Here is a 14310-nt window from a genome sequence, read left to right as displayed (position 1 = left end):
GAGACACCATTGGTTATCGTCTACAGTCTACCGAGCGCAATCCCGTGCACACGGAAACGGTCCGAGATCCACGTCACTTCGGGCCGGAAACCGCAAGCTCCAGCAGCCGGTCGAGGAAGACCCGCTGCCCCGGCACCAGCTTCTCCCGCGCCTCGTCGACACCCGTCCACTCCGCACGGTCGATCTCCGGGAACTCCTGCATCCGGCCCGAGCGCATGGGCCACTCCATCGTGAAGGTGCCCGGCACCACGAGATCCGTGTCGAGGTCGCCCTCGAGCGCCCAGACGGTGACCACCTTGCCGCTGGACTGCCGGGCGTCGCCGAGCGGCAGCCAGTCGCCGTCCGGCGGCCGAAGGCCCAGCTCCTCCTCGAACTCCCGGCGCGCGGCGGCCATCGGCTCCTCCTCCGGGGTGTACTCGCCCTTCGGCACCGACCAGGCCTTGGTGTCCTTGCCCTCCCAGAACGGCCCGCCCATGTGCCCGATGAGCACTTCGATGTCCGTACTCCGTCTGCGGAACAGCAGCAGTCCCGCACTTCGCTTCGCGACCATGCGGTTCAGTCTGCCCTGATGATCCGCTGCTCAGGGGCAGCGGACGACCTGACCCGCGTAGGAGAGATTGCCGCCGAAGCCGAACAGCAGCACCGGATCTCCCGACTCGATCTCGCCGCGTTCCACCAGCTTGGAGAGCGCCAGCGGGATCGACGCCGCCGAGGTGTTGCCGGACTCGACCACATCGCGGGCGATCACCGCGTTCACCGCGCCGATCTTCTGGGCGACGGGCTCGATGATCCGCAGATTCGCCTGGTGCAGCACGACGGCCGCCAGTTCCTCGGGCGTGACGCCCGCGCGTTCGCAGACCTTGCGGGCGATGGGCGGCAGCTGGGTGGTGGCCCAGCGGTAGACGGACTGGCCCTCCTGCGCGAAGCGGGGCGGAGTGCCTTCGATCCGTACGGCGTGACCCATCTCCGGGACCGAGCCCCACAGCACCGGCCCGATGCCCGGCTCCTCGCCGTCGCCGGTCGCCTCGACGACCGCCGCGCCAGCGCCGTCACCGACGAGGACGCAGGTGGTGCGGTCGCTCCAGTCGGTCACTTCGGCCATCTTGTCGGCGCCGATGACCAGCGCGCGCCGGGCGGCTCCGGCCCGCAGTGCGTGGTCGGCGGTGGCGAGCGCATGGGTGAAGCCCGCGCACACCACATTCAGGTCCATCACGGCGGGCGAGCCCATGCCGAGACGGGCCGCGACGCGCGCCGCCATGTTCGGCGAGCGGTTGACGGCGGTGGAGGTGGCGACGAGTACGAGGTCGATGTCGTCGGCGACGAGCCCCGCGGAGGCGAGCGCCTTCGCGGCGGCGTGGGCAGCCAGTTCGTCGACCGGTTCGTCGTCCGCCGCGACGTGCCGGGTCCTGATGCCCACGCGGCTGCGGATCCACTCGTCGCTGGTATCCACCAGTGCCGCCAGGTCCTCATTGGTGAGCACCTTGGCGGGCTGGTAGTGCCCGAGCGCGACGATGCGTGAGCCGATCATGTGGATCCTCTCCGTGCGGACAGTGGAATCTCCCAGTCTTGGTCGCTACCGCCCGGTACGCGTGCAAGTGATCCCACAGGATTCCGGGCCTTGAATTTGGAGCTTCCCGAAGGATGTGACGAGTCTTGACCGCCTGAAAGGCATACTGTAGACAATATTCTGTCGACGCACTCGCCGAAACCCTCCTTCTGATCTCCCTCACTTCCGCCCTCGCTCGGTCGCTCAACCGAACGGAGAGCCCCCGTGAAAGTCGCAGTTGTCGGCGCCGGTGCCATCGGCGCATACGTCGGGGCCGCGCTGCATCGCGCCGGCGCCGAAGTCCATCTCATCGCCCGCGGACCGCACCTCGCGGCCATGCGCCGGGACGGCGTCCGCGTGCTCAGCCCGCGCGGCGACTTCACCGCGCGCCCGAACGCCACCGACGACCCGTCCTCGGTCGGGCCGGTGGACTATGTCTTCCTCGGCCTCAAGGCCAACTCCTATGCGGCGTCCGGCCCGTTGGTGCATCCGCTGCTGCACCGGAACACGGCCGTCATCGCCGCCCAGAACGGCATCCCCTGGTGGTACTTCCACGGGCTGCCCGGCCCGTACACCGGACGCCGCATCGAGAGCGTCGACCCGGGCGGCGCGGTCAGCGCGACACTGCCGCCCGAACGCGCCATCGGCTGTGTCGTCTACGCCGCCACCGAGCTCGAAGGGCCCGGTGTCGTACGCCACTTGGAAGGCACCCGCTTCTCCATCGGCGAACCGGATCTGAGCGTGTCACGGCGGTGCCTCGCATTCAGCGAGGCCATGGTCGCGGGCGGGCTCAAGTGCCCCGTCGAACCGGATCTGCGCAACGACATCTGGATCAAGCTGCTCGGCAACATCTCCTTCAACCCGATCAGCGCGCTCTCCCGAGCCACGATGGCGCAGATCTGCCGCCACCGGGACACCAAGGCGCTGGTCGAGACGATGATGCGCGAGACGCTCGAGGTCGCGGCCGCCGTCGGCTGCCACCCGAAGATCTCCGTGGAGCGGCGCATCGCCGGCGCCGAGCGCGTCGGCGACCACAAGACCTCCACCCTCCAGGACCTGGAGAAAGGCAAGCCGCTCGAACTGGACGTGCTGCTCGCGGCCGTCGTCGAGCTGGCCGCCCTCACGAGGACCCCCGTGCCGAAGCTGTGCGCCGTGCACGCACTCGCCGATCTCCTTGCAACGACCGCCTCAGCAGGAAGTGCAGCATGAAGAAGAAGCCGAAGAAGCAGTATCCGAGGCTCACGCATCCGCTCGTGCGCGAAGGCGACGGGCAGTTGCGCAGGGCGAGTTGGGACGAGGCACTGGAACGGGCGGCGGCCGGGTTCCGGCAGGCGAGCGACGAGCACGGACCGGACGCCTTCGCGATGCTCTCCTGCGCCCGCGCGACCAATGAAATGAACTATGTGGCGCAGAAGTTCACCCGCGTGGTGATGGGCACCAACAATGTCGACTCCTGCAACCGCACCTGTCACGCACCGAGCGTCGCGGGCCTGTCGGCGGTCTTCGGCTCCGGCGGCGGCACCTCCTCGTACGAAGAGGTCGACCACACCGATCTGATCGTGATGTGGGGCTCCAACGCCCGCTTCGCCCACCCGATCTTCTTCCAGCACGTCCTGAAGGGCATACGCAACGGCGCGCGGATGTACGCCGTCGATCCGCGGCGTACCTCGACCGCGGAGTGGGCGGAGAGCTGGCTCGGGCTCAACGTCGGCACCGACATTCCACTGGCACACGCCGTCGGCCGGGAGATCATCCACGCCGGCCTGGTCAACCGCGCCTTTGTGGAGCGTGCGACCACCGGCTTCGAGGAGTACGCCGAGCTCGTCGAACCATGGACGCTGACCGCCGCCCAGAAGGTGACCGGAGTGCCGGCCGCCGCGATCCGCGAACTGGCGCACGCCTACGCCACGGCCGAACGGGCGCAGCTGTGCTGGACGCTCGGCATCACCGAGCACCACAACGGCACGGACAATGTCCGGGCGCTGATCAATCTGGCGCTGCTCACCGGCCAGGTCGGCCGGTACGGCGCCGGGGTGCAGCCGCTGCGCGGCCAGAACAACGTGCAGGGCGGCGGCGACATGGGCGCGATCCCCAACCGGCTGCCCGGCTTCCAGGACATCCTCGACCCGGCGGCCCGGGGCAAGTTCGAGCGGACCTGGGACACGGTCATCCAGCCGCGCTACGGCATGACGCTCACCGAGATGTTCGAGTCGATGGAGAGCGGCGAACTGCGCGCGGTGTACTGCATCGGCGAGAACCCGGCGCAGTCCGAGGCCGACAGCGAGCAGGCGATCCGGCGGCTCGCCGCGCTCGACCATCTGGTGGTGCAGGACATCTTCCTGACCAAGACCGCGGAGATGGCGGACGTGGTGCTGCCCGCCACGGCCGCCTGGGCCGAGACGGACGGCACCACGACCAACAGCGAGCGCCGGGTGCAGCGCGTACGGGCGGCGCTGGTGCCGCCCGGAGAAGCCCGCGAGGACATCGACATCATCTGCGCCATGGCCGAACGACTCGGCCACGACTGGAAGTTCGCCGACTCCGAAGCGGTCTGGAACGAGCTGCGTTCGCTCTCCCCCGACCACTTCGGCATGACGTACGAGCGGCTCGACGAGCACCAGGGCCTGCAGTGGCCCTGCCCCGACGTGGCGGAACTGCCGTCGAGCTTCCTGCACGCCCGGCTGTGGGAGACGGATCCGGCGCGGCGCGGCATGCCTGCGGCGTTCGGACTTGTCCAGCACGATCCGCCGGTGGATCTGACGGACGAGGAGTTTCCGCTGCGGCTGACGACCGGACGGCGTCTCGACTCGTACAACACTGGTGTGCAGAGCGGCTCTTTCGCCTCTCCGCTGCGGCGCGGCGAGTACATCGAGCTGTGCCCGGAGGACGCGGAGGCGTACGGGGTCTCGGTCGGCGAGGAGGTACGGATCTCCTCGCGGCGCGGCTCTGTGACGGCGCCGGTGTGGGTCGACCCCGCCCTGCGGCCGGGGCTCGCCTTCATGACGATGCACTTCCCCGACGAGGTCGACACCAACCAGCTGACGATCGAGGCGAACTGCCCGATCGCGGGCACGGCCGAGTTCAAGGCGTCCGCCATCCGGATCGAGAAGCTGGCGGCAACAGCATGGACCTGAAATTCGCGGACGCGGCTAAGGCGACCGACGACGAACGAGCCGCCGTCGACGGGCTGTTGGGCCCGCCGGAGACCGGCTGGGAGGGCGGCACCGACCGCACGGAGGAGGATCTGCACTGGGCGCGCGGCGGTGCGGCCGCGCGTGAGAGGCGGGATCTGCTGCTGCCGGCGCTGCATGCGGTGAACGACCGGGTGGGGTGGCTGAGCGAAGGCGCGCTGGACTACATCTGCCGACGGCTGACGGTGCCGCCGGCGGAGGCGTACGGCGTCGCCACGTTCTACTCCCTGTTCTCGGTGAAGCCGCGTCCGGCCAAGGTGCTGCACGTCTGCACGGACCTGGCGTGCGCGGCCCGCGGCGGCTCCATGGCGCTGGCGGACGGTGTGGGCCCGGACGTGTCGGTTCAGCCGAGCCCTTGCCTGGGCCTGTGCGAACGGGCCCCGGCGGCCCTGCTCCTCCAGGCGGGCGTCCCTTCCCGGGGCTCCGCCTCGGACCAAGTCCCGTACGCCACCGCCGTGATGGCACCCGCCACCGCCGAGGCAGTCGCGAGCGCCGCCCGGGCACCGGCGGACGCGCCCGACGAGGCCCCGGCCGAAACCGCCGTGCCGCAGGCCGGGCAGCCCGGGCTGACCCTGCTCGGGCGGATCGGCGTCGTCGACCCCACCGACCTCGACGACTACCGCGCCAACGGCGGATACGCCGCCCTCCGGCGGGCGTTCGCCATCGGCCCGGCCGCAGTCATCCGCGAAGTCACCGACGCCGGACTCCTCGGCCGCGGCGGCGCGGCCTTCCCGACCGGCCGCAAGTGGCAGGCCACCGCCTCGCAGCCGGACCACCCCCACTATCTGGTCTGCAACGCCGACGAGAGCGAACCCGGCACCTTCAAGGACCGTGTCCTGATGGAAGGCGATCCGTACGCGCTGATCGAGGCGATGACCATCGCGGGCTATGCCATCGGCGCGCACCAGGGCTATCTGTATCTCCGCGGTGAGTATCCGCGCGCGCTGGCCCGGCTGGCCGAGGCCATCGGGCAGGCACGGGCCCGCGGGCTGCTCGGTGACGACGTCCTCGGCCAGGGCTATGCCTTCGACATCGAGATACGCCGCGGGGCGGGCGCGTACATCTGCGGCGAGGAGACCGCGATCTTCAACTCGATCGAGGGGTACCGCGGCGAACCCCGCACCAAGCCGCCGTTCCCCGTCGAGAAGGGCCTCTTCGGCAAGCCGACCGCCGTCAACAACGTGGAGACGCTGGTCAATGTGCTGCCCATACTCAACGGACGGGCCGAGGAGACCAAGCTCTTCTGTCTCTCCGGCAATGTCGCTCGTCCTGGCGTGTACGAGCTGCCGTTCGGGGCCACGCTGCGCGAGCTGATCGAGCTCGCCGGGCCGCCGCGGACCGTGCGAGCGGTGCTCCTCGGCGGGGCCGCGGGAAGTTTCGTGCGCCCCGACGAGCTGGACATCCCGCTCACCTTCGAGGGCACCCGCGAGGCCGGGACGACGCTCGGCTCCGGGGTGGTGCTGGTGCTGGACGACACCGTCGAACTGCCGCGGATCCTGCTGCGCATCGCCGAGTTCTTCCGGGACGAGTCCTGCGGGCAGTGCGTGCCCTGCCGCGTGGGCACGGTCCGCCAGGAGGAGGCGCTGCACCGCATCCAGGACCGTACCGGCGCGGCTGCCGCCGCTGACATCGCACTGCTGCGCGAGGTCGGACAGGCCATGCGCGACGCCTCGATCTGCGGTCTGGGACAGACCGCCTGGAACGCCGTCGAATCCGCCATCGACCGGCTGGGAGCCTACGAATGACCGCGATACCGCTGGGGCCGCCGCGCCGTCTCGTCGAGTTCACGCTCGACGAGGAGACCGTGCGGGTCCCCGAGGGCGACACGATCCTGGACGCCTGCCGGGCCGCCGGCAAGGACATCCCGACGCTCTGCGAGGGCGACACTCTCACTCCGAAGAACGCCTGCCGGGTGTGCGTGGTGGAGGTGGAGGGCGCGCGCACGCTCGCGCCCGCCTGCTCACGGCGCGCGGAGGCCGGCATGTCGGTGCGCACCGACACCGAGCGTGCCCGGCACAGCCGCAAGATCGTGCTTGAGCTGCTGGCCTCCTCCACGGATCTGTCGACGACCCCGCGAGCCGCCGAGTGGATCAAGGAGTACGAGGCGAAGCCGGACCGGTTCGGCATCGACGCGGCCCGGGTCAACGAGGAGCCGAAGGTCGACAACGACCTGTATGTGCGCGACTACGACAAGTGCATCCTCTGCTACAAGTGCGTGGACGCCTGCGGCGAGCAGTGGCAGAACACCTTCGCCATCGCCGTGGCGGGCCGCGGCTTCGACTCCCGTATCTCCACCGAGCACGACGCCCCGCTCACCGACTCCGCCTGCGTCTACTGCGGCAACTGCATCGAGGTCTGCCCCACCGGCGCGCTCTCCTTCAAGACGGAGTTCGACATGCGCGACGCCGGGACCTGGGACGAGGCGGCGCAGACCGAGACAACGACCGTCTGCGCCTACTGCGGCGTCGGCTGCAACCTCACCCTGCATGTGCAGGAGAATGAAATCGTCAAGGTCACCTCGCCGCACGACAACCCGGTGACCCACGGCAACCTCTGCATCAAGGGCCGCTTCGGCTACCAGCACGTACAGAATCGGATGTGATCGTCATGGGACGGGTCACCGAGCGCCGCCGCACCATCCGCATCAGGGACGGCGCTGTCTCCACCCGTCCCGACACCCTCGTGGCCGAGGAGCCGCTGGAGATCCGTCTCAACGGGAAGTCCCTCGCGATCACGATGCGCACGCCGGGCGACGACTTCGCGCTCGCGGCCGGTTTCCTGGTCAGCGAGGGCGTGATCGGCGCCGCGTCCGACGTACGGAACATCGTGTACTGCGCGGGTGCCACGGACGACGGCTCGAACACGTACAACGTGGTGGACGTCCAGCTCGCGCCCGGCGTCGAGCTGCCGGACATCACGCTGGAGCGCAACGTCTACACAACCTCGTCCTGCGGTCTGTGCGGCAAGGCCAGCCTCGACGCCGTACGCACCACCGCCCGCTTTCCGATAGCCGACACTCCCCCGGTCCGTGTCGAGCCAGCTCTGCTCGCCGGCCTCCCCGACCGGCTGCGGGCGGCACAGCGGGTCTTCGACCGGACCGGGGGTCTGCACGCTGCCGCGCTCTTCTCCGAGGAGGGCGAACTGCTCGACATCCGGGAGGACGTCGGCCGGCACAACGCCGTCGACAAACTGGTCGGCCGCGCCCTGCAGGACGGCAGGCTGCCGCTGTCCCGGGTGATTCTGCTGGTCTCGGGCCGGGCCTCGTTCGAGCTGGCGCAGAAGGCGGTGATGGCCGGGATTCCGGTGCTCGCCGCGGTCTCCGCGCCGTCCTCGCTCGCCGTCGACCTGGCCGCCGAGACGGGCCTGACCCTCATCGGTTTTCTGCGCGGCGCCAACATGAACGTGTACGCGGGTGACGAGCGCATCGCCCTGGGCAACCGGGTCTGAAGCGCACCCGCTGCACGGGCCCGGACCCGGCCGGCGGGGAGCGCCCCCTGCGCCGGCCGGGTCCTTCCGGGCAGGTCCCGTCAGCGGACGACGTCCACGAAGACCGGGTTGGTGTAGCACCAGGTGTCCACCCACGGGTCGCCGTTGCCGGGCTCGTGCCTGACCGGGCCGTGCGGGTCGATCGCCGCGCCGAGGAGGCCGGGGCCGTTGCGCCTGCCGTCGCTGCCGCGGAGCCGTACGTAGAACGACTCCTCGGCCCTGCCCAGCGGGATGCGCAGGGTGAACCGGCCCTGGCGGCCCTCGACGTCGGCGGTGTGCACGACCCGGGTGTCGGGCGCGCGCCACTCGTCGCGGTCGGCCGCCGGTCCGGTCACCGCGCCGCGGATCACGTCGAGATGGGTCAGCTTCGGCAGCTCGCCCTGGTGGTTGGGGCGCGATGCGGTGGTGACGGAGACATTCAGGACGAGCTTCTCGCCACGGCGCACCCGCAGCCGTCCGCCGAGCGTGACGCCGCGGCCGATGCCGTGCTCTCTGTTCACGCGGACCTCGAGGCCGTCGACGAGCTGGCCGTGGTCGACCCAGACGCGGCCGGCCCGCAGTCCGGCCATCACCTGGCGGTAGCCGTAGCGGGTCACGCCGACGTGCGTGCGGCTGAACTGGCCCGGCCACAGGTCGCTGCCGGGCTGGGGCTCGGTGGTGTTGACGGGGTCCGGGAGGCGGCCGGTGTTGTCGAAGTTCTGGCCCGGCAGCCAGTCGCCGTTCTTCCAGGTGTCGAACACGACCCGGTGCACGTCCGAGTTGGAGGTGATCGAGAAGAGCTTGCCCTCGGCGAGCATCGCGTCCCAGAGGCCGCCGACGGTCGCGGTGGCCCAGTCGAAGCCGCCGTACGTCACATAGGCGTCGAGCGGATAGCCGGGGAAGGAGTTCGCGGAGGGAGCATTCTCGTACTCGCCGCGGATGCCGGCCGATCCGCGGCCGGGGTGCGCGGCGCCCTGGGCGCCGGGCGCGCCCTCCATGCCGATCATGACGCCGGGAGCGGCGTCGCGCCAGGCGCGCATCTCGTGCGGTGAGTCGATGCCGAGCCGCAGCGGGTGGTTGGCGAGCACGAGGACGTCGTCGACGTAGCCGCAGCGGCGCTGCTGGTCGAGCCACTGGAGCGCCTTGACGGCGTGGGCCTCGTTGCGCGGGGTGTCCGGGTGGGCCGGGCCGCCCGCGGTGTAGCCGAGGAGCTTGCCGTCGTAGGCCTCCTCGAACCGGGTGAGCAGATCGACCTCGTGGCGTCCGGGCGAGGAGAAGACGGTGGCGTGCTCGGCGCCGGGGATGTACCACTCCAGGCCCTGGAAGATCAGCATGCGCCGGTTCTCGGCACGGGCCTTGAGTATCTCCCGGTGCTCCGCCTCGGCGCCGCCGGCCCGGGCGTGGCCGAAGTTGCTGTGCTCGGTGAAGACCATCCAGTCGACGCCGAAGGCGGCCGCGGCGCGGGCCAGTTGGGAGAAGGTGTACTTCGCGTCGTGGCTGTAGACGGAGTGCACATGGTGGTCGCCGACGAGATAGACGAGGTTCGGGTCGCCGAAGGAGGCGGTCGTGTGCGCCTCGGCGGCGGGCGCGAGGAGCGCCCCGCCCGCGAACGCGGCGCCGAACAGACCGGCGCCGCGCAGCAGTCCGCGCCGCGACAGTCCCTGCGGGTCGAGCGAGTCGGCGGGGACGTCGGGGTCCGCCCAGCGCGGCAGGGGCTGGTTGGGGCTCATTCGGGGTTCTCCTTCGGGCGTGGCGCGGTGGGACGGGGCACTGTGGTCAGGCGTTCAGGAAATCGCTTACGGGCAGGGCGCGTTCGACGATCCTGATGTCGCCGAGCCAGCCGTGCATCAGCTGGTCGAGGGTGCCGCCGTACTCGTAGCCGCCGAGCAGCCACGGCAGGCCGAGGGTGGCGAGTCCCGTGCTGCGGGTGGCGGGGTTGCGGGCGACCTGGCAGCCGTCGACGTACATCGTGGTGTGCCGTCCGTCGTTGACGACGGCGACATGCCACCAGCTCTCGCGCTCCAGCTCGTGGCTCCAGTTGGTCACCAGGCCGGGCTGGTTCAGCGGCGCGGCCGCCCACTGGAGGCCGGGTCCGTCGGAGAGGGAGAGCGTGACGATCGGCTCCTCCGGGTCACCCGCGGTCTTGCCGGCGGCGCCGAGCGTGCCGCGGCGGCTGAGCACCGATCCCCAGGCGTGGTGTCCGGCGTCCCAGTCGGCGGGGAGCTTGAGGAAGGCCTCGATCGTGTAGCCGGAGCGGAAGGTCTTGGCGTTGAGCGGCGCGCCATGGGCGGTACGGAGATACGCGCCGTGCAGCGGCGGCTTGCCGCCGTCGAAGTAGAGGCTGCCGTGCCCCGGCTGGTCGGGGTGGTGACTGCCGGACCAGCGCAGGGCGTCGGCCGGGGAACCGGGGACCGTCTCCCGGGAAAGGTCGTTGCCGTGGCCCGACAGGTCGGGGACACGGAGGGCGGCGTCGGCCGGGGAGCCGTCCGGCCGGCCGGTGTCGAATCGCCAGTACGCGACGGTTCCGGGCACCAGCATCTTCGAGGCCGGGCGGGGACCGCGCGCCGGGACGGGCGCGAAGCCCGCGAAGCGCTGCTCGAAGTCGACAGGCACGGAGAAGCTGTCCTGGGGGCCGGTCATTTCGATCTCGCGGCGCTCGAGCTCATTGAGGTCGTCGCCTGCGCGGCCGAGGATCCATGGGGAGATGGTCTCCACGTCGATGGTGTTCCTGGCGAGGTCGAAGCGGTAGAGGCGGATCATGGCGCTGCCGCCGTAGTACCGGTTCTGATAGTTGGTGATGTGCAGGTGCACGTCGTGGCCGGCGGCGTTCTTGCGGGTGGTGCGGGCGGCGGGCCAGTAGTGGCCGTTGAGGGTGAGGAAGATCTGGTCGTTGTCGGCGATCAGTTCGTCCCACAGATGCTTGCCGTGCGAGGAGAACTCGGCCTCGTCGCCGTACTCGTTCGCGTACACGAGCTCGTGCGTCGTGAGGATGACCGGCGTCTTCGGGTGCTGTGCGATGACGCGCCTGGCCCAGGCGAGCGAGCCCGCCGACGGCCGCCAGTCGAGAGCCAGGACCAGCCACTCGCGGCCGGCGGCGCGGAAGAGGTGGTACGTGTTGTAGCCGTCGGGTGTGGCACCCCCGAAGGTGGGCAGCCGTCGCAGGCGCTGCGGCCCGAAGGCGTCGAGGTAGGGAGTACGGCCGCGCTGGTCGTCGGTCGACGACTTGATGTCGTGGTTGCCGGCGACGACGCTGTAGCCGACCCGGCGCCGGTCCAGGATCTCGAAGGCCTCGCTCAGCGGGCCGAATTCGGCAGGCTGCCCGTTCTCGGTGAGGTCGCCGAGGTGGGAGAGGAAGACGATGTTCTCGTCGCGGCCGTGGTCGAGGAGGTAGCGCAGGGAGGCCTTGACGGGTTCGGCGTGGATGCTGGCACCGTCGAAGAGGTACTGCGTGTCGGGCATGACGACAAACGTGAACCGCGGGCTGTCGGGGTCGGGACGCCAGCTGGCAACGTTGTCGCCGGTCTTCTGCTGCGGCAGGGCCACGGCGGGCGCGGCGGCCGCGAGTCCTCCGGCGGCCGCGGCCGCGGCGGCGCCCGTGAGTCCGGTGGCGCGCAGGAACGTACGACGGCTGGCGGCGGGGAGGGGGCCGTCGGGCTGGTGGAGCGGACTGCACATGGACGTCTCCGCGGTGCGTTCGTCGGGGTGAGCAGGTGCAGCCAATCGCGGGTCCTGTGCAGAAGGAAGCCTGAGTGGCGACGCCTGGGCGAAGCTTGGGTGAATGACTGCGGCGGGAGGTGTGGCCCGGGGGGCCGGCCGGGCGGGTTGGACGGTCCGGTCGTCGTCCGCGACTGGTTGGTGCGCGGTGGCCGCCGTGAGCGCCTGCCGACAGCGGCAGCGCGGTCAGGCGGGGCCGGCCGGCAGGTCTCCGGCCGGCCCAACACGGTGTCGCCTGCGGGCAGTCGCGAGCGCGCGCAGCGGCAGCGGCGCGGTCACGTAGTCAGCCGCGGCGGGACGGGGTCGGGACCGTTTGGAGGTCCAGGGTCGGGGGAATCGGGGACACGCCCGGGCCGCCCTCCTGCGCCCAGGCCACGATCTCGTCCGTGGACGCGTCGTCCGACGCCCAGCCGATCCAGACCGCGCGAGCGCCACCGCGGCGGGCTTCCGTAGAGGGCTGGACCACGATCACGTTCGCCTGGCCGCACGGGCCGAGGCAGTCGCTCGTGCGGACCGCGAACCGGCCGCCGGATGCCGCCGCCTCGGCACGCAGCCGGGCCAGCTGGCCCACCGGCGAGTCGCCGCAGCAGCAACCGCGGCAGACGACGAGCGTGCAGGGACGTGCGGCGAACGGGCGTATCGGCGTGTGCGTCACTCCGGCCGGCCGAAGGCGATCTCGGCCGCCGGCACGACCGTACCGAGGCGCGGGAAGTTCAACTCCACTGCCGCGCGGTGCTCTTCGGCGGTGAACGCGGTCATCGCGTCCTCGGCGAAGACGAGTTCGTACCCGAGGTCGCCGCCCGCGCGGGCGGTCGACTCAACGCCCAGGTTCGTGGCGATGCCGCCGAACACCAGCGTCGTGACCCCCCGCCCGGCGAGGGCCTCGTGCAGCCCGGTGCCCTGGAAGCCGCCGATCGTGCGCTTGACGACCACGGTGTCCTCGTCGTGCACAAGCGCCGGGACGAGGCCGCTGCCCGGCGGTTGTGTCTCGACGCCCTGCCGCTCCACGCGGATCAGGACCACGGGCGCACCCGCCGCACGGAAGGCCTCGGCCAGTTCCGAACCGGTCGCGAGCGCCTCCTCGCCGGTGCGGGGTGCGAGCGGCAGCGCGACGATGCGCTCCATCAGGTCGACGAGGACAAGTGCGCTGCGACGCGCGTCGAGTACGGGCATGACCTCAACGCTATCCGCCGGGATGATCTCGTACGCCCGTCGGGGGAAGGTTCACGCCACGGTGTCGCCGCTGTTCAAGCGACCGGGACTCGCTCCCGCGCGGCGCCCACCGGTTCCGCCGCCTCCGCCGCCTCCCGCGCCCTCTGCTTCGCCAGCACCGCGCACACCATCAACTGCATCTGGTGGAACAGCATCAGCGGCAGCACCGCCAGGCTCGCCTGCGCCCCGAACAGCACGGTCGCCATCGGAAGCCCGGCCGCCAGGCTCTTCTTGGAGCCCGCGAACTGGATGGCGATCCGGTCCGCCCGGCCGAAACCGAGCCGCTTCGCGCCGTACCACGTCACGCCGAGCATCGCCGCCATCAGCGCCGCCTCGACGAGGAGCAGCCCGCCCAGCCGCAGCGGTGTCACCTGGTGCCAGACGCCCGCGACCATGCCTTCGCTGAAGGCCGTGTAGACGACGAGCAGGATCGAGCCCCGGTCGACGTGTCCGAGTGCCTTGCGGTGCCGGGCGAGGAGGCCGCCGACCCATCGCCGCAGCAGCTGCCCCGCCAGGAACGGCACCAGCAGTTGCAGCACGATCCTCAGCAGCGAGTCCGCGGAGAAGCCGCCCGCGCCGCCGCCGAGCAGCAGCGCCGCGAGCAGCGGTGTCAGGAGGATCCCGGCGAGGCTGGAGAAGGATCCCGCGCAGATCGCCGCCGGCACATTGCCGCGGGCGATCGAGGTGAAGGCGATCGACGACTGGATCGTCGACGGCACCAGGCACAGGAACAGCAGCCCGCTGTACAGCTGCGGAGTCAGTACCAGCGGTTCGAGTCCCCGTGCCGCCAGCCCCAGCAGCGGGAAGACCAGGAACGTCGCCGCCAGCACCGTCGCATGCAGCCGCCAGTGCCTGAGCCCGTCCAGCGCCTCGCGGGTCGAAAGCCGCGCGCCGTACAGGAAGAAGAGCAGCGCCACCGCGCCCGTCGACGCCCCGCCCGCCACATCGGCCGCCCGGCCCGACGCCGGGAGCAGTGCCGCGAGGGCCACCGTCCCGAGCAGCGCCATGATGTACGGATCGACCGGCAGCCAGGACGGCCATTGCATCGTGCGGCGGCTCATGTGCTCCACTTGCTCTCGGTTCAGGGCCGTGCCCTCCCCATGGTGCTCCGGATCAAGGCGATCGGGAATCCCGTACACCACTCTGACTGTCATCACGAATCGCGATGACCGGTTAGGCTCG

Annotated in this window: 12 protein-coding genes; 5 read left to right on the top strand and 7 right to left on the bottom strand. The window is 70.9% G+C overall.

Annotated elements, in window-relative coordinates:
• Positions 1 to 73: 73 nt before the first annotated feature.
• The gene (locus tag ACH4YL_RS10400) at positions 74 to 550 is read right to left on the bottom strand and encodes an NUDIX domain-containing protein (RefSeq protein WP_398506711.1); all 477 of its coding nucleotides are present in this window, start codon (positions 548 to 550) and stop codon (positions 74 to 76) included.
• A 30-nt stretch (positions 551 to 580) separates the two neighbouring features.
• A complete protein-coding gene (locus tag ACH4YL_RS10395) occupies positions 581 to 1528 on the bottom strand; it encodes a beta-ketoacyl-ACP synthase III (protein ID WP_398506709.1) in 948 nt (315 codons plus the stop codon).
• A gap of 243 nt (positions 1529 to 1771) precedes the next feature.
• Here ACH4YL_RS10395 and ACH4YL_RS10390 point away from each other — a divergent pair, with 243 nt between their 5' ends.
• Genes ACH4YL_RS10390 through fdhD form a run of 5 tightly spaced genes read left to right on the top strand, consistent with a single transcriptional unit; the run spans position 1772 to position 8184 of the window.
• Entirely contained in the window at positions 1772 to 2755 is a 984-nt protein-coding gene (locus ACH4YL_RS10390; protein ID WP_398506707.1) for a 2-dehydropantoate 2-reductase, read from the top strand.
• A complete protein-coding gene (locus tag ACH4YL_RS10385) occupies positions 2752 to 4680 on the top strand; it encodes a molybdopterin oxidoreductase family protein (RefSeq protein WP_398506705.1) in 1929 nt (642 codons plus the stop codon). The genes ACH4YL_RS10390 and ACH4YL_RS10385 overlap by 4 nt, the downstream gene beginning before the upstream one ends.
• Entirely contained in the window at positions 4671 to 6482 is a 1812-nt protein-coding gene (locus tag ACH4YL_RS10380; protein WP_398506703.1) for an NADH-ubiquinone oxidoreductase-F iron-sulfur binding region domain-containing protein, read from the top strand. Before ACH4YL_RS10385 ends, ACH4YL_RS10380 begins: the two co-directional genes overlap by 10 nt.
• Positions 6479 to 7339 (top strand): 2Fe-2S iron-sulfur cluster-binding protein, encoded by an 861-nt coding sequence (locus ACH4YL_RS10375; RefSeq protein ID WP_398506701.1) that lies wholly within the window; start codon positions 6479 to 6481, stop codon positions 7337 to 7339. The genes ACH4YL_RS10380 and ACH4YL_RS10375 overlap by 4 nt, the downstream gene beginning before the upstream one ends.
• A 5-nt stretch (positions 7340 to 7344) precedes the next feature.
• Positions 7345 to 8184: a formate dehydrogenase accessory sulfurtransferase FdhD gene (gene fdhD, locus ACH4YL_RS10370; protein ID WP_398507324.1), complete on the top strand. Its 840-nt coding sequence runs from the start codon at positions 7345 to 7347 to the stop codon at positions 8182 to 8184.
• Positions 8185 to 8264: 80 nt separating this feature from the next.
• On the opposite strand, the gene ACH4YL_RS10365 is transcribed toward fdhD, so the two are convergent.
• From ACH4YL_RS10365 to ACH4YL_RS10345, 5 genes are all read right to left on the bottom strand, one after another.
• Positions 8265 to 9932: a PHP domain-containing protein gene (locus ACH4YL_RS10365; RefSeq protein WP_398506699.1), complete on the bottom strand. Its 1668-nt coding sequence runs from the start codon at positions 9930 to 9932 to the stop codon at positions 8265 to 8267.
• Between the two features lie 46 nt (positions 9933 to 9978).
• Entirely contained in the window at positions 9979 to 11877 is a 1899-nt protein-coding gene (locus ACH4YL_RS10360) for a LamG-like jellyroll fold domain-containing protein (RefSeq protein WP_398506697.1), read from the bottom strand.
• A 322-nt stretch (positions 11878 to 12199) separates the two neighbouring features.
• Complete coding sequence (locus ACH4YL_RS10355) at positions 12200 to 12571, bottom strand: (2Fe-2S) ferredoxin domain-containing protein (protein WP_398506696.1); 372 nt, start codon at positions 12569 to 12571, stop codon at positions 12200 to 12202.
• Positions 12568 to 13089 (bottom strand): isochorismatase family protein, encoded by a 522-nt coding sequence (locus tag ACH4YL_RS10350; protein WP_398506695.1) that lies wholly within the window; start codon positions 13087 to 13089, stop codon positions 12568 to 12570. The genes ACH4YL_RS10355 and ACH4YL_RS10350 overlap by 4 nt, the downstream gene beginning before the upstream one ends.
• Positions 13090 to 13163: 74 nt before the next feature.
• Positions 13164 to 14189, bottom strand: coding sequence for a bile acid:sodium symporter family protein (locus tag ACH4YL_RS10345; RefSeq protein WP_398506693.1), 1026 nt, complete (start codon positions 14187 to 14189; stop codon positions 13164 to 13166).
• Between the last annotated feature and the right edge of the window lie 121 nt (positions 14190 to 14310).

The sequence above is a fragment of the Streptomyces sp. NPDC020681 genome, from assembly GCF_044334895.1.
GTDB lineage: Bacteria > Actinomycetota > Actinomycetes > Streptomycetales > Streptomycetaceae > Streptomyces.
The sequence above is the reverse complement of the archived record's forward strand: the minus strand, read 5'-3'. Positions and strand labels throughout refer to the sequence as shown.

Coding starts and splice junctions, on each gene's coding strand:
- ACH4YL_RS10400 (WP_398506711.1), bottom strand. CDS start 550: ATGGTCGCGAAGCGAAGTGCGGGACTGCTGCTGTTCCGCAGACGGAGT.
- ACH4YL_RS10395 (WP_398506709.1), bottom strand. CDS start 1,528: ATGATCGGCTCACGCATCGTCGCGCTCGGGCACTACCAGCCCGCCAAG.
- ACH4YL_RS10385 (WP_398506705.1), top strand. CDS start 2,752: ATGAAGAAGAAGCCGAAGAAGCAGTATCCGAGGCTCACGCATCCGCTC.
- ACH4YL_RS10380 (WP_398506703.1), top strand. CDS start 4,671: ATGGACCTGAAATTCGCGGACGCGGCTAAGGCGACCGACGACGAACGA.
- ACH4YL_RS10375 (WP_398506701.1), top strand. CDS start 6,479: ATGACCGCGATACCGCTGGGGCCGCCGCGCCGTCTCGTCGAGTTCACG.
- fdhD (WP_398507324.1), top strand. CDS start 7,345: ATGGGACGGGTCACCGAGCGCCGCCGCACCATCCGCATCAGGGACGGC.
- ACH4YL_RS10365 (WP_398506699.1), bottom strand. CDS start 9,932: ATGAGCCCCAACCAGCCCCTGCCGCGCTGGGCGGACCCCGACGTCCCC.
- ACH4YL_RS10360 (WP_398506697.1), bottom strand. CDS start 11,877: ATGTGCAGTCCGCTCCACCAGCCCGACGGCCCCCTCCCCGCCGCCAGC.
- ACH4YL_RS10350 (WP_398506695.1), bottom strand. CDS start 13,089: ATGCCCGTACTCGACGCGCGTCGCAGCGCACTTGTCCTCGTCGACCTG.
- ACH4YL_RS10345 (WP_398506693.1), bottom strand. CDS start 14,189: ATGAGCCGCCGCACGATGCAATGGCCGTCCTGGCTGCCGGTCGATCCG.